The organism is Bradyrhizobium sp. CCBAU 21365, from assembly GCF_015291305.1.
In the GTDB taxonomy this organism is placed as follows: domain Bacteria; phylum Pseudomonadota; class Alphaproteobacteria; order Rhizobiales; family Xanthobacteraceae; genus Bradyrhizobium; species Bradyrhizobium elkanii.
Map to the genome: position 1 here is coordinate 2,353,845 of NZ_CP030036.1, position 23,314 is coordinate 2,377,158.

The 23,314-nt window shown below is 57.9% G+C and carries 12 protein-coding genes and 1 pseudogene; 7 read left to right on the forward strand and 6 right to left on the reverse strand.

Annotation, left to right across the window (positions count from 1 at the left end):
- Positions 1–118: 118 nt before the first annotated feature.
- Positions 119–289 (reverse strand): hypothetical protein, encoded by a 171-nt coding sequence (locus tag XI02_RS11025; protein ID WP_155258910.1) that lies wholly within the window; start codon positions 287–289, stop codon positions 119–121.
- 981 nt (positions 290–1,270) lie between these two features.
- On the opposite strand from XI02_RS11025, the gene XI02_RS11030 reads away from it, so the two are divergent.
- The 3 genes and pseudogenes from XI02_RS11030 (at position 1,271) to XI02_RS11040 (ending at position 5,074) form a co-directional block, all read left to right on the forward strand.
- Positions 1,271–2,071: a hypothetical protein gene (locus XI02_RS11030; protein ID WP_233475652.1), complete on the forward strand. Its 801-nt coding sequence runs from the start codon at positions 1,271–1,273 to the stop codon at positions 2,069–2,071.
- Positions 2,072–2,573: 502 nt separating this feature from the next.
- Positions 2,574–2,872, forward strand: a pseudogene (locus XI02_RS46305) (transposase); the annotation flags it as partial.
- 1,965 nt (positions 2,873–4,837) lie between these two features.
- Entirely contained in the window at positions 4,838–5,074 is a 237-nt protein-coding gene (locus XI02_RS11040; RefSeq protein WP_155258909.1) for a hypothetical protein, read from the forward strand.
- A 59-nt stretch (positions 5,075–5,133) separates the two neighbouring features.
- On the opposite strand, the gene XI02_RS11045 is transcribed toward XI02_RS11040, so the two are convergent.
- The 5 genes from XI02_RS11045 to XI02_RS11065 form a co-directional block, all read right to left on the reverse strand.
- Complete coding sequence (locus XI02_RS11045; RefSeq protein WP_018270052.1) at positions 5,134–6,501, reverse strand: hypothetical protein; 1,368 nt, start codon at positions 6,499–6,501, stop codon at positions 5,134–5,136.
- Positions 6,498–12,764, reverse strand: coding sequence for an AAA domain-containing protein (locus XI02_RS11050; protein WP_168857691.1), 6,267 nt, complete (start codon positions 12,762–12,764; stop codon positions 6,498–6,500). The genes XI02_RS11045 and XI02_RS11050 overlap by 4 nt, the downstream gene beginning before the upstream one ends.
- 9 nt (positions 12,765–12,773) lie before the next feature.
- Positions 12,774–13,427, reverse strand: a complete 654-nt coding sequence (locus tag XI02_RS11055; RefSeq protein ID WP_168857690.1) for a 4Fe-4S single cluster domain-containing protein — start codon at positions 13,425–13,427, stop codon at positions 12,774–12,776.
- The gene (locus tag XI02_RS11060; protein ID WP_244980751.1) at positions 13,424–15,253 is read right to left on the reverse strand and encodes an AAA family ATPase; all 1,830 of its coding nucleotides are present in this window, start codon (positions 15,251–15,253) and stop codon (positions 13,424–13,426) included. The genes XI02_RS11055 and XI02_RS11060 overlap by 4 nt, the downstream gene beginning before the upstream one ends.
- 821 nt (positions 15,254–16,074) lie before the next feature.
- Positions 16,075–16,377, reverse strand: a complete 303-nt coding sequence (locus tag XI02_RS11065) for a hypothetical protein (RefSeq protein WP_172648470.1) — start codon at positions 16,375–16,377, stop codon at positions 16,075–16,077.
- Between the two features lie 714 nt (positions 16,378–17,091).
- Here XI02_RS11065 and XI02_RS11070 point away from each other — a divergent pair.
- The 4 genes from XI02_RS11070 to XI02_RS11085 all read left to right on the forward strand — a co-directional run bounded on the left by XI02_RS11070 (position 17,092) and on the right by XI02_RS11085 (position 23,172).
- Positions 17,092–18,876, forward strand: coding sequence for a hypothetical protein (locus XI02_RS11070; RefSeq protein WP_172648469.1), 1,785 nt, complete (start codon positions 17,092–17,094; stop codon positions 18,874–18,876).
- A 459-nt stretch (positions 18,877–19,335) separates the two neighbouring features.
- Entirely contained in the window at positions 19,336–20,649 is a 1,314-nt protein-coding gene (locus XI02_RS11075) for a Fic family protein (RefSeq protein WP_172648468.1), read from the forward strand.
- A gap of 426 nt (positions 20,650–21,075) precedes the next feature.
- Positions 21,076–22,674, forward strand: coding sequence for a reverse transcriptase domain-containing protein (locus XI02_RS11080; RefSeq protein WP_172648467.1), 1,599 nt, complete (start codon positions 21,076–21,078; stop codon positions 22,672–22,674).
- A 324-nt stretch (positions 22,675–22,998) separates the two neighbouring features.
- Positions 22,999–23,172 (forward strand): hypothetical protein, encoded by a 174-nt coding sequence (locus XI02_RS11085; RefSeq protein WP_172648466.1) that lies wholly within the window; start codon positions 22,999–23,001, stop codon positions 23,170–23,172.
- Positions 23,173–23,314 lie beyond the last annotated feature (142 nt).

A 23,314-nucleotide genomic window follows, 5' to 3' on the forward strand; every position in this document is an offset into this window, starting at 1 on the left:
ATTTCCTTAGAGAGAAGTTCAAGGCTCGCGAATCAACGCAAGCAGGTTGCCTTGAAATATTCGCACCCACGGCTTCGCACCTCGTCAATGGCATTTGGGACAGGAGAGCGCCCCTATATCAACTCATATGTTCCGTGCTGCGATTCAATTCACGTTTGATGCGATCCTTGACCGGACGGACCGCGAGAGGTTGAGGCTTGGTTCGGCTCTTGCCACTGATCATCTTGCCATCGACTTCAAAACTGTAGCGCCACTGGCCCGGCAACACTTCTCGAATGCTGAAATGCACGCCTCTATGTCGCATAAATAGTTGTCAACCCACGATGCACAATTTCCCCTCCGTCGTCGTCGAGTTGCAGATTGATCTATGATTCCTCAGTCATGAAAGCGTTGATCCGATACCGAAGAGAGCAGCCGATCCATGGGACCGGCGGCAAGGGAGGAAACGCCCGTTAGGGCAGCGGTAGTGAGAGCATAGCGGTTAAAGCACCGCCAATCTCTTGGCGGCTCTCGCTAAACATATTTGCGATTTGGATAAAAGATGATCCCGATTCACGAAATGAGGGTGATGCGAAGAGGTCTACGCGTGCTGGCTTCAAGTAGTTCAATTCAGCCTGCAGCTAAAGAAAAAGTTGCGTACGCAGCGTACCAACTCAGCTCTTTCCGCTTTTCGATTGCGTCTTCAACATGTCGGAGCCGTTTCATCGCTGTACAGAGCGACCTTCAAAAGACGCGCAGCCTGCCATTCGCTCTTGTGGAGAAGGGGTGCACTTGCGCGATAAACTCGCCGACTTCACGCTCGGAACCTGCCACAACGGACTGCTTTTGCCGCGCCACTGTCGAGGGATGCAGCAAGGTATCGAGTGCCGCCTTCACAAACGCCGCTCTGAAGCGGTGGGAAGTTAGGCAAGTGCAAGGGCGGACATAATGGGTTCGAAAAGCAAGAAACGGCTGTCGCCGAGCGTCCGTGATGCAGTTCCCCGACAAGCGCTTGCGACCATCAACGAATCCGCGAGTAGCCATTCGATCCTAGGCGCACTGATTGTTTCAACATCCGCTTTGTGCGCAACGCGCGGTGCTGTGTCGGGCACGCAACAGGGGTTGCACCAAATCGTGAAGGTTTACTTTTGCGAGTTGCACTCTCAGGTCGAATGGCGTTCGATAACAACCAATTTTGGTCAGGTTGACCGGAGGGACCCTCGCTCCTCTAGAAACCTGCGCAGCTAATTTTTGAACCCGGGGATTTGGCATGTTGAGGCCGGGAATCAATTTGATCGCACTTGTCGCTGGTTGTGCGCTTGCAGGATGTGGGTTGCGCGTCCCAGAAATTCGCGATTTTCCTAATGGTGGATCATACGCCTCCAACAATGCTTTGGTGCAGGCAATCGTTCGAAGCGTTCATTGCGAACTTGAGGATGCAGTTACCAGAGTTATCAATGCAAGAGCCGGTTCGTCCGATGCTCTATTCTTGCGTAAGTGGGGAGCTCAAGTGGCCCTCACTATCCAGCTTGAAGAGAAGTCCACGGCTAATCCGACGGCTGTTTGGTTTCCTCCCTCGCCACCTTCGTCAATCTTCACGTTGAGCGGATCATTCAATGGATCAGCAGACGCAACTCGCGTGGATAAGGTAAATTTCTATTACAAAGTAAGCGAGCTCTATCTTGGGCCAAACGGAAGGTGTGAGCGTGACACCGCGGCGCCGACCGACTCATTACTGATTCAGAGCGACTTGAAACTGGCGGAATGGCTCGACGCTATGGTCAACGGCGTCGCGACAGGGCAAATCACAAGCGTCGCGAAGCAAAATGTGCTTTCGCATCAAGTAACTTTCGAAATCGATACTAGCGGAAGCATTACTCCTGCATGGAAGCTCGTGAGAGCAACATTCAATCAAAGTGGCAACTTGCTGTCCGCCTTGCGCAATCGCAAGCATGACCTCGTGGTTACCTTCGCGCCGCTCGACAAAACGCAGAGCGGAAACTTCCTCATCCCAATCGGCGAAAGTACGCATATTGCTTCGCAGCTGACCAGCGGCATTACGACCGGCTTCAAGAGCGCCCTGGGGCAATAGATTCTCTAAAGGTTGTTTGAGTGGAGGACAATGATGACCAAGAAGACGAAAAGGCGCCCTGCGAAGGGCGGAACGAAGGCTGGCGCGAATGTTCTGTTCGCAACTCTGTCGGATGATCCAGCGACGAACGCTATCGCTGACCGAGTTGCGCGTTGTAATAAGCCGCCGCTCAAATGGCTAAGGCAGGCTGATGGGTCGTGGCTGGAATGCTCCCTTCGTTCAGATTGCACGTACGGTAACTGCCATGAGGTAAGTGCCAATGAGGTGCCAGCTGAAATCCGCAATGCCTGAACCACACGGCGCGATCGGATTTTGAGAGGCGCGATCAGTTCGCAAACCGAGCGAGCTCACGGCCCGGTGATGTTCGTGATCTCAAGGGCCGCTTGGGAAGCCATCGATCAGACTTTAGCGAAGAGATCCTCCCATTTTAGTCCCGAGCGGATGCTGGCCGTCGCTCCTGAAACCAACTCCTCCTTGGAGCATAACGTCACCTGACTTCTAGCCCATGCAGAATGCCTTTATTGAGAGCTTCAAAGGCCGGCTGCGGGATGAACTGTTGAAGAGACGCTATTTACCTCGCTGGCCCAGGCCCGCGTCGCGCTCAGATGCTGGCGCGCCGATTACAACGATGCACGGCCACACTCGCGGATCGGATGGCAGACGCCATCCGAGTTCGCTATCACCTGCCATCCCGCGCCGGGATCTGGCGCTGCGCTGTGTCGAGGGCCCCGCGCCAGCTCCGTCGCTACCACCGCCCAACCGGGCAAATCCAACAGCCGGGACGAACTCAGGACTGGATAAAACTTGGGGGCAAGGTCACCTCGACCGGCTCTTGCACCACAACTACGTGCTGACCATCCGCAGCGGCAGCTACCGGCTCCGCACCAACCAAAAGAGCGGCCTCATCGAGGTGCCCGCTGCTGACGCAGTCTGTTCGGCTCCGCCACTCTCTATCACGTTCGCGGCGGAGCAAATCTGCAACCAACATCATGAGCCCGAGAATGCGGGTGGTTCTCCATGACGGGGGCAGTTCCGGATGGCGTTTGACAAAGCGGGTGTCATCGCCATCTGTCGCTACGCTGTACGTTAGCACATGTGTCGGCGAGTGGCGCGATCCGATGCAAAATTGTGATCGAGGTGATTTCGTGCGCGTTGACGGCGAGTTTTCTGGCGCTCGAGTGGCGGACTGATATTATGTGGCGCGGTGACTTGGTCCGTAGACGTGTCGTTGCTGCTGCTGCAGGCGGAGGCGTACAGGGTGTACGGGATGATTTGCTATGGTCGCCTTCGACAGTCATGCGGTAGAAAGGCGCGGCGACATGCGCCGCCGCGCAGAATCATCTACCTACCGATCCTTTGGCTCGGCATTGATCCATAGTCTGTGCTGCGTGGAAAATTCGCGACTTAGCCGAGCTTCTTGCAATCATCGCAACGCGGCCTATTACCTTGACCGGCTTTGCGGTGCCATTGCTTGATCTGTTTTCCGGCCGGGCAGTTGTCGTGGTCGTGATAGACGTTGCGATGAGATGGCGGATATTCGAGCGAATCCGTGTGGTAGGCAGCAACCCTTGACATAATTTCCTCATTTGTCGGTGGTTGAGTGTAATTGTATCAATCAAAAGTTGATATTCGCAATTGGTATTCTGTAATTGGTATGCGGGCAGACGCAGTCGTAGTCCCGTGAGGCGCGCGAGCGAACGCAAGGGATCGCCGCCGCCAGCGATGCCGCGGCAGCGCTCGAAATTGACCAATGCAAACGTGCGGCGCGCGGCGATCAACACAGATCCCATTGCTCCCGGAAAGAGTTGCGAGGGTTACCGACACGGTAGGCGGCGTGGATCGCCAGGAGCGGGCGCCGAAGCGAGTGAAGTGCAAGCTACAGCTGCGCGCCGCCAGCAGTCACGCGGCATCACCTGAAAACTGATCTGCTGTTTGACGTCAGGTCTGCGTGCATTGTTGCAACCAGCCTCGATCCGCCAAGTGTGGCGCGCTGGCACAAGACGCCCCGCCAGCCGTGTTCCCCGTATACCGCGCTCGTCGCCGCAAACTGCGTCGCCCGGTCCCGATGATGGCTTCCAAATGTCTTCCAAGGTACGCGCCAGCTTCATCGATTTAAGATGGCCTCTACCTCGCACAACGACGCTGGTGAAATTCGTCGAAAAACGCGCTCGACCGAGGAATTTGAGCGTTAACGTGACGATCCCGTGCGCTCTGTCGATGGCATGTGTTGCTTGAGTTCAGCCACCCTGCGAAACACCATTTCGGTTTGAGTGACCGCAGCCAATTTCGCTGCCGCCATTGTTTCGGCGTGAGGCCATTCAAAAGCTTGAAAGCCAAGCAGAACAGCGCGAACCCTGACGATTGGGGTCAACGATTCTTGGATGCATATAGTTGGACTCGAATTGACCTCAATTAATGCTCTTGTTGTTGATGGGCAATTGCTCTTGTGGATGTCAGGGCTCCGTTGGATTCGGCATTACACCCCGGCCGGTGGATTCCCGACGTCCGCTCTCGGGGGTGTAAGGATCACATATGAAGACCGCGGCTATCGTTCTGCCCACTATCAATGCGCCTCACAGCAAACAGCTGGACGCGCAGGCGATCGTTTCTTGTCTTTCCGGCTGCCGCTAAGACTGTGCCCGGACACATGGCAGCTTTCTTCGGCGGAAAGTTGAGCCGTCCATGCGGAAAAGAGTTCGCACATCAGTTCGGCATCAGCGATGCGGAGCTTGCTGCTTCTGCAAAAAGCCTTTTCCTGCTATTCCGGTGAGCATTATCCGTTGGCAGCATGATATCTTCGATATCGCTGCCGCAAGCGATGGTCATTCCGCTGCCCTGATCCGCGCATGTCGACCGAACGTGATCGAAACCGTCGTTCAGATCGATAAGCCAAATCCCGAATTTGTGCGCGACGCAATAGAAAGTCTAATTATAAGGGATAGCTATCAAGGAGTTGCCGCAGAAGCTCTCGACCGCGCGAAAGAGATACTTCGGGCCGTGTGATCGTCGCCGGTATCTACAAGATTATTTCCTTTAGGCTGCGGCTGGTTTCTTACAGATTCTTAATTGTGACGGTTGAGTGGTCGTGCTCGATATAATCTTTCGGCATCAGCCGCTTCGTGGCTTGCACCCGGATCAGAGACGATCTTCAGGGGGAATTGACCGGCCGGCCTTGCGAATTCCATCGCAACGTTCCCGCCGGCTTTCGCGACCAACGTCCTCAGTCGATCGAACTCGCCGCACCAGATCGTTTCCATGTCGCGGTCACGATTCTCATCGTGAACTTCGGCCGAACTGCCGATACCGACGACTCGGACCTGGAGGAGATCAGATCTCGATCCGCCCAACAGTTCTACCCCGTAGCCAGCATTGGCCGCCTTACGCAGGACGATCTGGCCGTTCTGGACCCAGGCGGTCGCCATTCCCTCCGATACCTCGTATCCCAGGCTGGCAAGACCTTCGAGCACCGCACGCCTGCGTTCCTCGGCGGCCATCGCCTTGAATTCTTCCTCGATGAGAAAGTCTGCGCGCTTGACGAGTTCTTGCCCGTTGCTGCTAGCTGGCGAGGTGAGGGTCTGGTCGATTTCGCTCAGCAGCGAGGCCGCCTGCGGTGACTTCATCACAGAAAGTTCGGCGCGTCGCGCACGAAGCTCGTCTGCTAGTTTCGCACGGGCGCGGCCATCCTTCACGGCCGCTGCCAGGTCCAGCAAAAGGCTATCCGCGACAAGCGGTCTTCTCGTCGGCGGCTCTGCTTCCAGGAGCGCGACACGGTCTGCGAACGGGGAAGAATCGATGCCAAGGCCGCGCAACTCGCCCAGGACCGCATCGACGCGCGCCAAAGCGGGATCCTCCATCTCCTCAGGTTGTCGAGAAATCCATTCTCGCAACGTATCACGACGTTCGCCGGCGCCAAGCTGACTGGCAAGCTCGCGTTGGCGGTCTGTCGCGGTATCCGGCGCCGCCTGAGAAGGCAGCAGCAACAACGCTCTTGCCATAGCCGCTTCCAGGCGCTCGGAAGATGCACTCGAACCACTGAGCTCGCTTCGAATGTCGGCGGGAATCTCGACTTTCAGAGCCTGCAGCCTCTGCAGCAGCGCCTCGGCTGCCGCTCTCGAGCGTCTCAAATCACGCTTCGAGCGCGCCGCTATTTCAGCAGCTCTTTCGACGCGGCGCTCGGAGTCCACCTGAAGGAAGCCGATCTCAGCTGCGACCTGCTTCTGTAGTTCGACGAAACGATCGGCGTCGAGTAGGCGGCGAAGCTCGTCTCGCCGGGCTATGACCTTTTCGATATCGTTCTGCTCAATCGTCCCGTTGCGTCTACCCGCGGAGGTCCAGCTTTCGACCGCGGCGTCGAGCCGCGCCAGGTTGCGACGACAGATGGCGATGATCTCGGCTCGGGTAACGATCCTGAATGCTTTGGGCCCGCTCATTGTAATCCTCCCCCACGGAGCGCGTATTCTACAGCGTTCTTGAGCCGCAGGCGTTCGGCGTCTCCCGCATGAGTCCAAGCATATGACGAAACTCTGTGAACGTATGGGACGGCCCTCCCTAATACCTTCGGACGCCAGATCTCACGAGCACGCGCTCTCTGAAGCAATCGATGTCGCGGCGCGTCGCATTCGACGCCGATCGCGTAGAGGCCGGTCCGCGGATCGGTTACGGCGAAATCAAGGCTGAATGCGCCGCCATCGCGAGCCCGGCTGGCCTTGTAGCCATTCGCCTCCAGGAAGGCTTCGACGGACCTGGTGAAGCCGTCGTCCTCGTGATGTCCGGCTTCGTTGTGGGGACGCTGTTGGGTGACCATCCGCTCCAACAGAGTCTTGCCGGAGTCTGCAAGGCCGTCGGAGACGGTCCTGGCATATTCAAGGTAGCCTTGCAGATAGTCGCGCGGCACCCTGGGACCGCTCCGTCTCGTCAGCAGGTCCGATATCTCAACCGTCGGCATCGATGTGGCGATGACCACCTTTTCTCTTGCGCGCGTCACCGCGACGTTCAGGCGGCGCTCGCCGCCTGCGTGTCCGAGCGCGCCGAAGCTCTTGCGGAAGACGCCGTGCTCGTTGCGGCCGAAGGTCGTAGAGAAAACGATGATGTCACGCTCATCGCCTTGTACGTTCTCCACGTTCTTAACGAAAAAGCCCATATCCTCGCCATGCTCCATACGTTCGCGCTCGCGCATCAGTGCCTCACGGAATGCTGCATCGTTTTCGGCGCGGTCTTCCAGAGCATCTTCTATGGCGTCGGCCTGCTTGCGGTTGAACGTGACGACACCGACCGACGGCGGCGATGAATCCTCCCAAAGCTCGGATAGGTATGCCACGACATCGCTGGCTTCCTTTTGGTTCGTCTGGGCCTTGTAAGTGCCGTCCGAGCGCACCACTTCGATTGGTTTGAGTCTACGGATTGTTTCTTCGGGATGGCGAACGGGGACGCTAAGACCGTTGCTGTAGAATGAGGCGTTCGAGAATGAAATCAGTTCCCGATACTTCGAACGATAGTGCACCTGCAAAGTACGGGTGCGGAGTGCGGAGCGGGCGAGTTGGAGGAGGTCGGGACAATCCTTGATCTCTCGGCGGTTCCATGTCTCTGCGAAGGCCTCGCGCTCCTCCTCGCTCGCTCCTTCTTCTGGTTCTTCACCGTCGAATATCGCCGCTTCGTCGTTCTCGACCTTGCTCGCAAAGAATGAGGTCGGCGGCATCTGCTTTTCGTCGCCGCTGACGACAACAAGCCTGCTTCGGAATAAAGAGGGCAAGGCATATTCAACGGGCATCTGCGAAGCCTCGTCAAAGATGACGGTATCGAACAATCCGGCGCGAGGTTGCAGCACGCGGCTGGCGACATCGGGTGTCATGAGCCAGACGGGGCGGAGCGCGAACAGACCGAGCGGAGCGGCGCGATCGATGAATTCGCGCAATCTTAGTGCTCGCGGGCCGCGCAGCTTGGTGATCGCATCCCACTCGACCGTCGCACGCACTTTGCTGGCGTCGATACCTTGGACGAGAAGGTCCCTGTTGTATTGCCGGATCTGCGCGTCGGCTTCCGCAAGCGATTTGACCTTGGCTTCGACCTCATCGCCATCGAACAACACGTCAGGACTCGCACCCTCCATACCGGCCTTCCATGCCAAATGCGCCTCGCGGCGTATGGTGGCGCGAACGCAGCCGTCGAGATCTTCGGAAGCCAGTTTCGACAGCTCGGACTCCGTGGACCTGAGTGTTGCGAAGATGGCACGCTCCTTGTCACCAAGCCGCGAAGATCGAAGTCGATATTCCTGGTAACTGCTTAGCATCGGCAGAGCCTGCACGATCTGGTCAATGGCATTCGTATTGGAGCGACCATTCTCGATCGCCGAGCGTCTCGATCCGAGCCACAGTTCGTCGAAATATGTCCTAAGCCGGTCCAAAGCGGCGCGGCTCTGCTCTCTTATGTCATGCCTTTTGAGCGCGAGATCAGCCCGCTCAAAGAACGATCCGAGCTCTTCGGTGTTTCCGGCCGAGAGCGCCTTATCGAGCTCAAGCCGGCTCGGGCACCGATCGATGAGCGAATTGTGGCCCCCCAGACCCTCGAGGAACGAGCCAAGGCGCTCGGCGAAATCGGCGAGCTTACCAGGCGACAGATCCAGATTGGGGGCTCGCCCGAACAGGGTCGTGAAATAGTGCTCGAGTTCGCGCCTCGGCTGGCGCATGGCCAATTCGAGCTCGACCGCATAATACAGTGAGCTGATAGCGTCGTTATCCTGCGGGAGTTGCAGCGACGCAAGAAACTGGCGTACACGACGCGTTCGCAGCCAATGTAGCGGGTTGATCCATTGTAGGGCACTTGCCGGCAGGCGAACCTGGCCCGCGAGCTCTCCAGCGGAGCGCAGCTCATCCTCATTCAAGGCGATCAGCTTGGAGCAAAAGTTCGGCTTGTAGGCTGGGCCATTGAGCGATGAGAAGATTTCCTTAATCGCCGATAGGCCCTCGAGAATACGCGCAGCTTCCGATGCCCCATCCTCGACCTTGCGAAACAGCGGCCGCAATCGAGCGAGATTTGCGCACACCGAATCGCTGATCGAACGGAGCTCGCCCGCTTCGACAAGCCAGGACCTAAATTCCGCCGCATCCGATATTGTCAGGCAGTTCGACGTCTCAGCATCGGCCTGTTCGCGCCGGGCGTCCGCTTGCAAAAATGCTTGCAGAAGCGAGGCGAGTGCAGCCGCGGTTCCTCGGTCGGGATTGAACGGCTTGAGGGCGGACAGGGGATTGTCTTCGAATTTCGATGACAGCCAGAACTTCGCGAGCGGACCGCAATTCTCCTCGATCGTTGCCACGTCTGCGGGATGTAGATCCGACAGCAAAGGCCGGAGTTCAGGAGCCTCGATCGGCTTCGCTCTGCCTTCTTCGATCGCGAGCAGTTCGCCGAGCAGCGCTCGATAGGACAATCCGGTCCGATCATCGATGGAATGGAGCGCGATTTGGCGGCGGTCCAGCTCCATCTCGAGTGTCTCGATGCGCGCCGCGAGGCGCTCGCGCTCTCGCTTCCAGGCCGCAGACACTCCGGGAAGCAGATTGTGCAACGCCTGGACCTGCGAACGGACTGCACCCACGATCGCCTCCCGGTCGCGATTGGCGTCGGTGATCATGACGAAGCGATCGCTCAGGCGCTCCTTGTCCAAACGCTTGCGCACGACTTCGAGAGCGGCTTGCTTCTGACAGATCACAAGGAGTGATTTTCCCGTGCCTATAGCGTCTGCGACCATATTGACGATGGTTTGGCTCTTGCCAGTTCCGGGAGGTCCTTCGATGACAAGTCCCGGGGCCTGACGCGCTTCCAAGACGGCGGCCTCCTGCGAAGGATCGCTGTCGGCCGTGAAGTATCGGTCGACCTCCTTCACTTGCGGCGATGCAAGAGGCGCCTCCTGCTGTTCGTTCAAACGGAGCGCAGCCTCGAGCGCTGTCGCTGTCGGAGGTAGGCCCCGGAGCGTCTCGAGATCCTTCATGACGGCCTGGCCCATGAAAGCCAGATGGAAGAGCACGGCTGCAGGTACCAGTTGACGTTCCTGCGCTGCGACCTCGACGTCCTTGCCCGGAAGCGCCGTCAATTCGTTGCCGACTGGCTGGGCCAATCGGCTGAAGGCGTCCATCACCGCCTGGACGGACAAGCTTGCATGGGTAAGAAACTCGTTGGCCGCTTCTTGCCAACGTCTCGCCTCCGGGATGCCAACCATTCCTTCGAGAGCCGGATTGACGAGAACGTGCTCGATCTCCGTGTCTGGGTTTCTCTCACGTCCGTATCCCAACGTGACATGACCGCGATTTCCGACCTCGGGACTGACGTGCACCGGCCACAGCAGCACCGGCGCAATCCGCGGTCTCGCGTTCGGCCGATGATCGCGCATGATCAGGAATGGAAATCCCAGATACAGGCCATCGATGCCGGTATCGCGCTTGTAGAGCAGCGCGTGGGAGTGCAACGAGCGCAATCGTCGCTCAAGGCCGTCATCATCGGCAAAAGCCGCTGGATCGAGGTTCACGGTCCGGTTCGTGCGGCCAAGCAGCTGATCGAGAATCTCGCTCGCCGGCACCCTGGACGTATTGAGTTCGGTGAGGTCGATCCTGGCCGATTTGCCAATCAGCATGCGCGTCAGCGGCCCGCGCAATACTCCGCCCGAAATCCGCTTGGCGAAAAAGTCCAAGATCGTCGAGACGTAGCCTTGCTTTGGAAGCGGCTTCCACATCTCGGAGGGCACACAGAGAAGGGCGAGCGCGCGCCCAAGAGGCATCCGTCTGTCCAGGCGGAACTGGTCCGCCCACTCGTCGACTTCCTTGATGCCGCATCTGGCAAAGTTCTGTATGCGCTCGTCGATCGCCTGATAGATCTCGCGACGTGGCCGGCCAAGGAGGGTCGTCGTTTCCTCGGCGGAAAAGTCGCTAAGACCGGCCGCCGACGCTTCCTTTTCGGCTTCTTCGATGACCTCGGCAACCGAGCGGAACTGGTTCGAGGTCGCGCTGAGCAGGATGAGGAGATCTTCTTCCGCCGAAATGCGGCGCTCAGTGAGCGCGGCCACGCCGGCGTGATCGGTGTCGGGGAAAAGCTTTCGCCGTTCTTCCCACAGCGCGGCCAGGCGGGCCATAGAGGTCGACAGAAGGTGGACGCGCAGAGCATCTTCGTCGACCGCGATTTCCAGCTGGTCCAACCGCTTTCGAACCATGTCGGAGCGGACCTTCAGGCGCCAGAGCCAATCGTCCGGATCAATCTTCCGGAGCAGATCGGGTGCCGGGCCGGTGATGAGACTGTAGCCGTCGCCCGGGTGATCGAGCAGCCAACCCGGCGTGACGATATTACCTCTGACGATCAGAGGCATCGACGGGTTGAGCGTCTTAAGAGAGATGGAAAGCTTCAAATCCTCCTGAAGATCTTCGGTGCGCAGGATTTGCCGAAGGCCCGCCGCTATCGCCGCTTCGAAGCCGGCTTCGGCAGCCCAACTTGCAACCGCGCCTCTGAGGACGAGGGCCTTGGCTTGGTCCCAGTTCGCAGCTTCAGCCGCTGCCAATGCGAACGTGTTTGCAGATCGATATTGCTTGCCACCCAGCGAAATCGAGGCGTGGCCTTCTGTGTCGCCCGCTCGGTCGGCCGCTGGAGCTGAGATGGTCTCTCCGCGCAGCCACGCCTGAATTTCCTTCCACTGCCAGCGCTGGCGCCTGTCACGGGCCAACAAGCCGCGAAGCAAGGTGTTGATCCGCTCATCCAGACTTTCGGGCAGGTGTACGCCGTTGGTCAAAACGTGGATCAGAAAGGCCTGCTCGTTGATACCTTCGAAACACGCGCCTTGGGTGATCTTTTCCAGCAAGATCATCCCCATGCTCCACCAGTCAGAAGCCGGCGCGACGCCGCCGGCTATCGCCTCGGGCGCCATATAGCGGGTGGTTTCGAGCGGAGACACGATATCGAGGTCGAATTCGGAGAGCCGTGCCGATCCGAAGCCACTGATGACGAGGTCAAGCGGGTCCCTTGAACGCACGAAGATGACGGAAGGGCGGAGATCCCTGTGTCGCAATCCAGCTTCAGTGAGGGCGTGAACGGCCTGCGCTAGCTCGCCGACCAGCTTCGCTACGGCAGCCGGATCCGCGGGATCGACGGCGAGATCCGTCAGCGTGCCGCCCCTAAATTCCTCCGCGACCTCATAGGCGCGCTCTTGCCAGCGACCGGTGGCGAAGAATTCCGGGACGTGATCTCGAGGGAGCTTTAAGAGCAAATCATAGATCGCTTGATCCGGCTCCGCGCCTATAGCGTAAAGCGTGAGTATTCCCCGTTGACCGTCCGAGTCGCGCGTGGCGACGAAGCGTTCGCGGACTGCGCTGGATGAGGCGATCCGATCCTGCAGGCGCCAGCCGTCCACGATCGTTTCGCCCTCGGGCGCGAGTTCCGGCCCTGGCATGGGTTCCGCCGGTGAGGGCGCTTCTTGCCTTTCGATGATCGGCTCGCCGCAGACGCTGCAGATCAGGTCGCCGGGAGAGCCCTGATGACCGTTTCGGCAGATCGGAATGCTCGCAGAGGGATTTACAGGTGGATTCGGCTTCGGTCTCGTCGCACTACGCGGCGTGATATCGACCGTCGAGAGGTCCCAGCCGCAGGTTTGGCCATTCAACGTGCCTTCGCAGAAGATCTCGGTGACGGGACGTTCGGTGGTGCAGTTCGGACAAAGTCTGATCATCATTAAATTCTAAAGAGAGGGGAAACGGGTATCTTCCGAAATTCCAAGCGTCGATCCGCTGCCTTCGAGAATATGTTGCAGGCGCCGGAAGTCGCCGCGCGCGGGAATGCCCGCAAGCCAGACGTCTCCGTTATCGTCGAACATCACGTCGAGCGCGCGATCTTTTTCGCCGATGGGGCGGTCGAAGCTCTCGAGCCGAGCGCGGCCCAAGGGCGTCAATAGATGGAGTTCCTGATTGTCGCTGCCACGAAGCGCCATGGTCTGCGCCTCTTCGATATTGAACGGTCCGGAAACGATCGCGTCGATGAGCGATGGTGAAGCCGCGAGCGCATCGCAGATCGTGGCCCAAGAATACCCGGTAAAGACCAGGATATCGGCGTCCGTTCGAGTTCGCAGGCCCGCCAAGAGATCGAACAAGGCCTCGCGCTGGTCGAAAGGCTCTCCACCCGAAATCGTGATGCCGTCGGCCATCGAAAGCCATGGGGAAACCGCCTCGACGACCTCATCTACGGCCGTCGTTCCGCGTCCGTGCACCCAAGTGTCCATGGAGATGCACCCTGGGCAGCGGATCGAACAGCCTTGAAACCAGATCCCGATCCGTTGGCCGGGCCCCAAGGTCGTGACCGGGAAATGGATGCGCGACAGATTGACCATTCTTTTCATGGGGACGGCTCGCTTACGAGCTCGATCGTCGTCGATGGACCAGGGCGGACGCTTTCGATCCTGTATCTGCGTCCGGCTCCTGCTCCGTTATCGAATAGAGCCCGCGAGAGCGGGTTGATGAGGTGAGATTCCACCTGGTTGCGGATGCCTCGGCCGCCGTTCGAAAGATCAGCCAGGCACAGGCCGCGAAGAGGCTCACGGGCAGCGCCACTCAAAGTCACGTCATAGCCCAGCGAATTGACGTCCTTAAGCAAATTGTCGACCATCTGATCGAATATCTCGTTTGCGACCTCGGGACGGATGAAGTCGAAAACAATGACGTTCTCTCCGATGCGGTTCAATATCTCGGGCCGGTTGAGGACCTGTTTGAAGTGCCTTTCAATCTCGCCTCGGACCTTGCTGCGCACGGCATCGAAAGTCTCTTCGGGCGTGACGTTGGCAATTCTCTCGCCGGACGGTCCCGGTACGTAGATGCCTAGATTGGACGTGAAGACAATGAAGGCTTCTGAGAAATAGACGCGATCGCCTCGTGCGGAGGTGAGGACGCCGTCATCGAGGACCTGAAGGAATTTGTCGAGAATCCTCGGATGAGCCTTCTCGATCTCGTCGAACAGGACGACGCTGAAGGGCTTTTCACGGATCGCGTTCGTGAGCTCGCCTCCGACGTCATATCCGATATAGCCGGGCGGTGCGCCGATCAGCCGCTGATCGGAGTGCTCGGCGCTAAACTCCGACATATCGAAGCGGATATATGCAGATTCATCGCCGAACAGCAGGCTCGTGATCGTTTTCGCCAGTTCCGTCTTGCCGACGCCGGTGGGCCCAGCAAGGAAGACTACGCCTCTTGGTCGGCCGCCCCGCGGCGATTGGCCGATCCCGGTCACCGCGCGCTTGACGATATCAAGCATATGCGTGACTGCGTGAGACTGTCCCTTGACGCGTCGCCCGACGAATTCTTCGCCCGAGCTGATCTTATCGCGGCTGATCTTGCGCCATGGATCCTCGGTCACGCCCACTTTGAAGCGCCGGACGGCATCGCCGATCCAATCGAACTGGACGCCTTCGCTGCGGGCGAGCTGCGCGACCGCGCTCACGTCCAGTAACAGAAGGCCTTCCGTCTCGTCCACGAATGCTTGAGTGCACTTCTCTAATTCCGATTGTTCCGCGTCCTGCGCACCCGGAAGACCGCGGACAAGAGAGCGGATCATGCTTTTTCTCGCAAGATGATCCGGTCGTCCGATAGGGATGTGTCTGATCTTTGGGTTTCCGATCAGGAACCAGTCGGGCAGATCGCCCTCCTTGTCGACGATCCAGACCACCGTATTGAAGAAGGGCAGGCGCTTGTCGCCCGCCGGACGCGCGCGCGCCGCATGAGAGAGGATCAGCGCCCGGGAGAAAAGCTGGTGCTCGGCCGGTGATAAGGCGTCGTTTCGGGCGACCAGTCTGGAGGCAAAGTCGACGATCAGGGCCGAGGGTTGTCCTTCAGCGGTGACGTGCCGCTCAAGCGTCGTCGACAGAAGGTCGATCCCGCCTGCCGCAGCGCCACCCGTCGGCATCAGACCCAATCGCGTGAGGCAGCTTCCGTCCCCCGGCTCGATATCCCTAAACCCGTTCAGAACATCGAACCATGCGATCTGGGCGTAACCAGCTGCCTTCAAGACGTCCGGCAAGACCCGAGATAGGGGCGCTGCGGTCACCTCGCCCGGAACGATTTCGTGCATCTGAAGGTCGCGGGTATTGCCCGAGAGCACGAATTGGCTGCGCAGAGGCAGAAAGCGCCGCAAATCGCGGAGCCATCTGGCTCTTTCCATCGAATTGTCGTGCACCGGAAAAGCCCCCTTTACGCGTATCGCGCGACTATACGGCATCTCACTCGCCGATTTCGAGAGTAATTCCCAAGAGTCCATAGGGAATTGGGATAAGCCGGTAAGAGGAAATAGGCAGAGCGGCCGAGATCCCGCGGCTCGTAAATCGGGAGCATCGAAGCGGAGCATTCGTCAGATGCCGGCGACTTGGCCAAGTGATTTAAACATCTATACTCGGCAAAACGCGATTTGAATGTCGCTGCTGCCGACCTCGAAGATCATTCAAGGAGATCTGGCTCCATTCGATGCGCGCTGACTGCTGTGAGGCAGCATCGTTGGCGACGGCGAGCGACCGATCGGTAGGAGCTGAGGACACAGATTTCGGCCCAAGATGCAGGTTTCGCAGGCATCGGCTCGATCGCGAACTGATCGCACCTGTCGATCATCTTGAAGTCACCTAGCGCGCGCAAATGACCGAACCGGCTATGGCTCAGCGGCGGAAAGAATTCGCGACGGCAGGCAGCACATCGTTACCCTCAGAAGAGATGAGGGACGCGCTGCGGTACGGCTGAGGAGATGCGCCCGACGGTCCAGCGCGTCCAAGTTCGTTTCGACCTGACCTTGAAATACGCTTAAGGGATCTTCAGGCGTTCATGAACAGCAAAAAGAAGCGTGCTCCGGCACGCAAGAGGTGTGGCTACTTTGGCATGTGACTACTTTGGCATTCTTCCATCGAACGGAACGTATTCGCGGCGGCTCGAACCAAACCTCCGACACTGTCTCACAGATTAAGAACGAAAGAAATGTAGGTCGGCTTTCGATCGAACCTGATTGATACGGCTTCACGCAAGAGCGCGAGCTGCAAATCGCTCGGCGCTCCAGGTGACAGCAGAAAATGTTTCTGGGACGGCCTTGATCGCCTCTTTCAAAGCCTCGTTGATTGCTGTGATCGGTTCGAGATCGTGTGCTTCCGACAAGCTATGAACGTTACGGCGGCAGAGGTTCGGGTTCGAATGCCCAAAGTCTTGCAGTCTGGAAAGCAATTCATCTCGCTTTTGCGCGGTTCGGATGTCGCTTCCCTTTACATTATTCCATTTCCGATAGGTGAACTCGTCCGCAACACTTCGTGGACGGCAGGCGAGCATCGACGCCTTTCGATGCTCCTATAGTTTGAGCCACTGCGACTTCAACGCGGACAGCAAGGACAGTCAGGGCGTAACGACGGCGGCGGGCATGCTGGCTGCCATCAAGGGGACCTCAAGCACACGTCCTCAGGTCAGCCGCGGCTGCTGTTTCATGTCGTCGAGACGACCGCCAAGGCGCTGCCCGACGTATTGGATGGCTCGTCCACGCAGGACATGTATTCGTCGACTTTGCGCAGAGCGTATGAAGTTGGACAGCAACGGCATCTGATCCAAGTGGTGTTAGTCTATCCTCGCCGCTGCCTGGTTTTGTAGCTCGTCGTCTGTCGCACGCGCTGCTTCGTCGAGGTTGTAGGTGAGTGACACATCTAGCCAGCGTCCGGTCCGTACGGAAATAATTTCGAGCTGAGTAATATCGGACCTGCGATGCCGCTCCAACAATTCGCCGCGGTGTGCTACAACTTAAAGGTATATTTTGAAGGATTACTGGCGGCTCCAAGTGTTGTCAATAACGTCGCGTGTGACAATGTCCCGCGCCGAATTTTTCCGACCTAAGGAGACTGTCCTTGCTTAGCCTTTCGAGACCAGGTCCGCACAGAGTCTGAGCAATGCTGCGGCTGAGCTTGAAGGAATTCGCCTGGATAGGAAGGGGTCTCATTGACGCGCCGGCAGAAGTTCAAAGTCAATAGAGCGGCCTGCCGAGCGGAGGAGACGGATTTGAGCGTTTCAACTCGTCTGCGGGAATTCTCGCAGCTGTTTGTTCTTCCAGTGATATTGATCCCCGCTTGGCTTGCGTTTGTTGCGGGTTTTTCCTTCGTCGGATTGTTGCCGTTGGGGGTATTGATCGTCTCGGCTATCTCCGTGTTTGCGATCCGCTCGGTCTGCCGAAGGCACAGCGGCAACGCGATTCTCGCCGAGGTCGGTTCGAAACTCACCACTTACTGCGTGGTCACCGGCGCCGTTTCGACATGTTTCCTGTTGCTGCAGATCGGATTCTACCTTTTCCTGACGGAGTTCTCACCGCGGCTGAGCACCGTTCTTGCTTGGTACAATAGCCTCGAGGCTGGACACATCATTGAACGCGTTGAATCCTTCGCTCTGAAGGCGCGCCTTGCGATCATACTCGTTCTTGGTTTCAACCTGCTCTTCTTCCCGCTTCTCTCCTCAAGGGTGGCTCGACTTTCGAAGATGGCATCGAAGGGCATAGACGTCGTCGGCGCCTTCTTCGTCGCGGTCCTGCTGTTCTCCTTCTACGGTTCTGCGCCTAGCGGCTTGAACGCCCTGCGGGTCGAACTTCGGTCGGCTCACGATGCTATCGACAATTCATACAAACGAGCCGTTTTCCGCGTGTCCATACAGTTCGCGAAGGTCATGCTGGATAGGGCGACCCAGCAGGACGACCATCTTTTCCGGACTTCGCCGCCGCCCGGGGATTGGGGTGGGCCGCGACCTGCAGGCGCTCCCGCGGGACCACGCCCGCCGGCCCCGCCTGCCGGTTCGGGTATCTGGGACGCCGAACTCAAGGCCGGGGTCCTGAATTCCGATGAGCGGCTGAACGAGCGCATAGCGGTAAGAACGGCCGCGAACGCAGCCAAGTTCGAGGGACACCTTCAGTCGGGCGACATGCTGAACGTGCCGCCGGCGGCAAGTTCGTCCAAGTTGGCCGAGCTCGGATCCGCTCTTGAGGCACCTCGGGGGGCGCCAACGCGCGGAATGGCCCCTCCAGAGGACGACCTCAAACGACCACGCGACGGCTCATCGCGGCAGCGTGCGATCCGAGAGTTGCTCTCGACTGCACTCGACGCCGCGAAGGTCCCCGAGGTCATCGAACCAGCAATATCGGAGCTAGTGAAGGAAACTGTCTCCGGCAAGGTGATCGACGAAATATTGAAGGCGATGAGCGACGATTTCCTGACTGACGGCATAAGAGCGGCCGCGGTCGAATTCGTCGACGACTTCCTCAAGGGGGTGGTGTCGTCGTCGGACGCCAGGTCCGAGCTCGTAAGAAGATCGTCGGCTTTGCTCGATACGAAATTGGGTGCGTCTTTGAAAAGTTCCCTGAGTCGGATCCAAGGATACGGATCGATGCTGTCTGACCGTTTCCAAAGTCTACGCGGAGGAAGGAGCGATCCGGTGATTTCCCCGCTGGAGGATGGCATGATCGCGGAGGCCAAGTCGAAGGCGTCCAGCCTTTCCGATGCCGGCGGAAGGAGCAGGATTGGCTCCGATCTCATCGAAAGGTCGAGGTTCGAAACCTCGAAGATCATCGATATTCTTTCGGTGCAAGCGAGGACCGACGATTTAGCCGCGAGGTCGCTGCTAAATGTCGGATCGAACATTTCGGATGTGGAATCCAAAGCCAGGCAGTTGGGCGAACTCGTAAGACTAGCGCAACACCATGGCTACAGGACGGAGGCCGGAGTTTGCATCGTGACAATCAGGGGCGTCGTCGTAGCAACGTTCATCTCAACTCGACAGGAGTGCGAGGGTGCGAGACGATAAACTCGCGCGAGACGTTCGCTCCCCTGGCGGCGTAGCTTCGACCGCACTGCCGACGGCCTCGCCAAGGCCCCTTCCGCTTTCGCCTTGGTGGGCGGCTGGCCGATAGAACGGCGGTCAGACCGCAGAGTAGGTTGATTGTGGCTTCTGTCACAACCAAGGGTGCCTTAACTGCAGAAGGGCTGCCTGCCCACGCGACGAAAGCCCTCTCTATTCACTGTTCCATTCGTAAGGGTTGAAGTCCCATCGTTAATCAATTCGCTTTCCATTCAGGATTGCCTTCGAGAGACTTTGACCTCTCAGCTCCTAAAATAGAAAATAAGAGAAGTTTCAGGGGCTTGATTGGATTGATCTTAAGCATTTCTATTCGCATATCTATTCAAGCGCTGCTTTAGCGCTCGTCCGCCCTTCGAAAATGGCCCTTAGGCCCAACTCCAATCAATTCAGCATTGTATTCAGGCCATGACCCTAAACGAGACAGATAAGGCCATCCTTGATGCCATCGAAACCGGAGCAAACACTGCCTCCGGAATTCTCGCTGCCCTGGAGCGGAACGGAATATCGATAAGCCAGCCAACCCTCTCCAGGCGCCTATCTGCCCTTCAGGCAGATCGATATGTTCTGGTCGAGGGGAAGGGGCGAAATACCCGATACAAGGCGGACAACTACAATCAATATTTCAGCATTCCGCCGGAGCGCCGAAAGGCCGTCAGCTACGACCGGTCCATCCTTGAGAACTATGTCCCAAATCAAACGCGCTGGTTGGACCCTGAAGTCTCGCAGCAACTCTTGGCCGCTGGCGGGGGAGTGAGAGCTGATGCGAGTACCTATTCGCGCGCTATCGTGCAAAAACTCCTTGTCGATCTGTCCTACGCTTCGTCCAGCCTGGAAGGAAACACCTACTCATACTTGGATACGCAGGTGCTCATCGAGTACGGCCAAGCCGCTGAAGGAAAGGCCGCCGATGAAACTCAGATGATCCTTGATCACAAGGAGGCGATTACCTATCTCGTCGACAACATCGGTGACATTGAATTGGATGTTCGTGAAATAAGAAACGTCCATTCTTTGCTTTCTCGTGGCCTTATCGATCCGGCGGCGCGCGGAACGGTGAGAAGGCGAATCGTTGGACTGGGCAACTCCGCTTACATGCCCTTGGCGATTCCGCAAATCCTCGAGGATCAACTCACCCTCATCGTGCAGAAGCAGGCTCTCATTGACGATCCCTTTGAGCGAAGCCTCTTTCTGATGGTGATGATTAGCTACCTCCAGTACTTCGAGGATGTGAACAAGCGCACCGGACGTGTCATCTGCAACGTACCGCTGCTCAAAGCAGGCTTGGCGCCCTTGTCATTTATGAATGTCGACAAAACCAAATACACTAAAGGCCTGCTCGCATTTTATGAACTGGGCCGCCACGACCTGATCGCTGAAGCGTATGCGGAGGGTTATGCCGCATCCGCGAGCCGTTACGATGCTTATGTCGGAAGAGACCGTGAAGAAGCGGAGTTGGAATTCAAGCGACGTGCCGAAATCTACGAAGCCGTAAAACAGTACGTCCTGAAATCGATCGAGCAAGGAGCCAGGCTAGACGCTCAAGAGTTTCTTTCCGCCCAGTTCGAAAAGGACGTAGGCAAGACAAAGCAGACCCTAATGCGCCGGACAAAAGACATCGTCGAAAGTCTAAACGAGGGAAATCACGTCGCCTACGGCATCGGTCGGAAGACATTCGACACCTACGATAAATTAGGTGCAGCCCGGAAATCCACGCCTTAAATCCCAGGATGACCTCTTGCAGGGCGCAAGCCGGATGTCTGAACTCCTCGATATCTTGGAATGTCATGGAGCGCGCGTTTATCCTCACGCCGGCGGTCGCTGAAATCCGCAGGACCACCCCGCGATGTCCGAAGAGACCGTGACGACAATCACGCGCCGGCACCAAGTCTCGTTCGGCGAGCATCGAAACCTCGTCCGCGGCAATGGAATCGGCGTCCGGGCCATGCCAATGGAACGCTGCAAATATCTATGTGAATTTCCGGGACTGACGCGTGGCGTTCCCGGAACGCTCTGCTATTGATGAATTACGAGGTCTCCCCTCGCATACGCGCTGTCGTAACTGCGGCGTAAGAGCGAAAGTCTGATCAAGGATCGTGCGCGCCACGTTGCTGCCTGAATACTTGGCGTGATTGGAAGGGAGACCTCGTGCCTGGCCCCGCGTCGTTCTTCGTCACTCCGATCCAGGTCACAGTTCCGAACGAGCTTACCAGCGAAGCCGAACTATTGAAGTTCCTTGCCGTATCGGCAGCCGAACTCAGGAAGATCTGGTGGTTTCGTAGCCGGATGTATCAGAAATTCGAGATTTCGAAAGGCAAAGGAAAGAAGCGCATCATAAGCGCGCCGGACTATCGGCTGAAGATGCTGCAGACCAAGATCGCGTCCTCGCTCGCGCCGATATACAGACCGAGGAATCCCGTTCACGGCTTTGTGGACAATCGTTCGGTCAAGACGAACGCTACGGCGCATCTCCGGAGCAAGTTCATAATGAACTTGGATATCGAAGGCTTCTTTTCGGCAATTACGGAAGGACGTGTTTCCGGATTGATGAGCGCGCTCAGCATCGACGGTCGAGTCGCTGAGATATTGGCGCGGATCTGCTGCAACGAGGGTGTTCTGCCGCAAGGCGCACCTAGCAGTCCCATAATCTCCAACATGATCTGTTTCCGGATGGACAAGCAATTGCAGAGGATCGCCAAGGAGAGCCGCTGCATCTACACCCGGTATGCCGACGACGTCACGTTTTCCAGCTACCAGCCGTTGACCTTGTTGTTCGAAGGGCCTCCGCCGCCGGCCGGAAATTTCTCGCCCGATCTGCTCAAGGATGGGCTTCGCGGAGCATTCCGGTCCAACGGTTTCGCGATCAATCCACAGAAGGTCCACTACGCCGACAAGCATTCGCGGCGAACGGTGACCGGCTTGAAGATCAATGAAATCGTCAATGTCGACCGAAAATTCGTTCGAAACATCCGGGCAGCATTATTCGTGGTCGAAAAGCAGGGCGCTGCGGTCGCTCAGAAGACCCTCAAGGACAAGTATGGTCGCGAAGCGGCCCTCGCGTCGCATCTTCGCGGCCGGATATCCTGGGTAGGGCACATCAAGGGACCTTCGGATCCGATTTTCCGCAGTCTGGCCTCGCGTTACAACAAGCTCTTCCCATCCGAGAAACTCGAAATTCTGCCCACGATTTTCGAGATCAGGGAGCGTGCGGTGTGGGTGGTCGAGCATTGGGGCGATGACGCAACGGAAGGCAGCGTGCAGGGCACGGCCTTCTTCCTGAAGTCGGTGGGTCTCGTTACGGCATGGCACTGCGTTGACGGCGCGACCGATATCGCGGTCTATCACCCCAGCAAGCCTTCGAATAAATTCAAGGTGACGGTTGCCAAAAATGACGCGCATCGCGATCTTGCCGTTCTCGCGCACGAAATACCTGCCACCGAGTACTACGAGTTCGATATATCGAAGCGCACATTCAAAGCTGGCGACAACACGACGGCGCTCGGATTTCCCGGCTTTGGCCCCGGCGACAAGATCAACGTGCGATCCGGATTGATAACGTCGTTGCCCATCAAGAGCGCCGTTCCGATGATCGAGGTCGCGCAAAAGCTCTCGCAGGGCATGTCCGGCGGTCCGCTGCTCGATGAGGACGGCGCGGTCGCCGGAATCAACTACAAAGGCGGACCGAGCGAGGCCAGAGATTTCGCCGTGCACGTCAAAGCGCTGACCGACTGGCTGAGCGTAGCGTAGCTAAGCCCCTGTGGTCTGTTGCGGACCTCTGCAGCCGGTCGAAGGCGTTACGTATCGCGAACGATAGGTTGACATCGACGAGTATCACCGCGTGTCGACGGCCGCTCATGTATTCGTCTTCCGGCAAGCACATCCTTTGCCGCGCGCGCGGGGCGATGCCGAAAACCGTCGCGTCGCCTTCCATAGGGATGGGGACGATCTGTGCCGCCGCCCAACGTCGGACTATGCGATAAAGGCATATGCGGGGAGGCCTTGTCCGAAGCCGGTGAGTTCCTCATCGCCATGCCGTGAAGCTGTCGTTAAACGTTACGTGCAGGCTACCGAATGGAGCATGAGGCGCTTCCTTTGCAGATCCATCGCTTTGCGAAATCGGTGGAGGAGCCGGCCGTGCAGATATCGGACGTGGTCGCTGATTTGCTCGGAAAGTTCTTCGCGACAATTCTTGCGGATGACGCGGACGAGCTGCGTGACATCCGGAAATCTCTTTATGAGCCGTAACTACGCGGCCTCGCTTGCCTGAAGGGGTTGCTCGATCGCTCGAGGGCGACGCGGCCTTTGTTCATTGCGTACTGAGATTGGATGATCAGCGGAAGTTCTGACTGGTGTCTTGAGCGCTAGATCCGGGCCGGCGGTGTACGTC

Coding starts and splice junctions, on each gene's coding strand:
- XI02_RS11050 (WP_168857691.1), bottom strand. CDS start 12,764: ATGATCAGACTTTGTCCGAACTGCACCACCGAACGTCCCGTCACCGAG.
- XI02_RS11055 (WP_168857690.1), bottom strand. CDS start 13,427: ATGAAAAGAATGGTCAATCTGTCGCGCATCCATTTCCCGGTCACGACC.
- XI02_RS11045 (WP_018270052.1), bottom strand. CDS start 6,501: ATGAGCGGGCCCAAAGCATTCAGGATCGTTACCCGAGCCGAGATCATC.
- XI02_RS11085 (WP_172648466.1), top strand. CDS start 22,999: ATGGAGCATGAGGCGCTTCCTTTGCAGATCCATCGCTTTGCGAAATCG.
- XI02_RS11065 (WP_172648470.1), bottom strand. CDS start 16,377: ATGCTCGCCTGCCGTCCACGAAGTGTTGCGGACGAGTTCACCTATCGG.
- XI02_RS11075 (WP_172648468.1), top strand. CDS start 19,336: ATGACCCTAAACGAGACAGATAAGGCCATCCTTGATGCCATCGAAACC.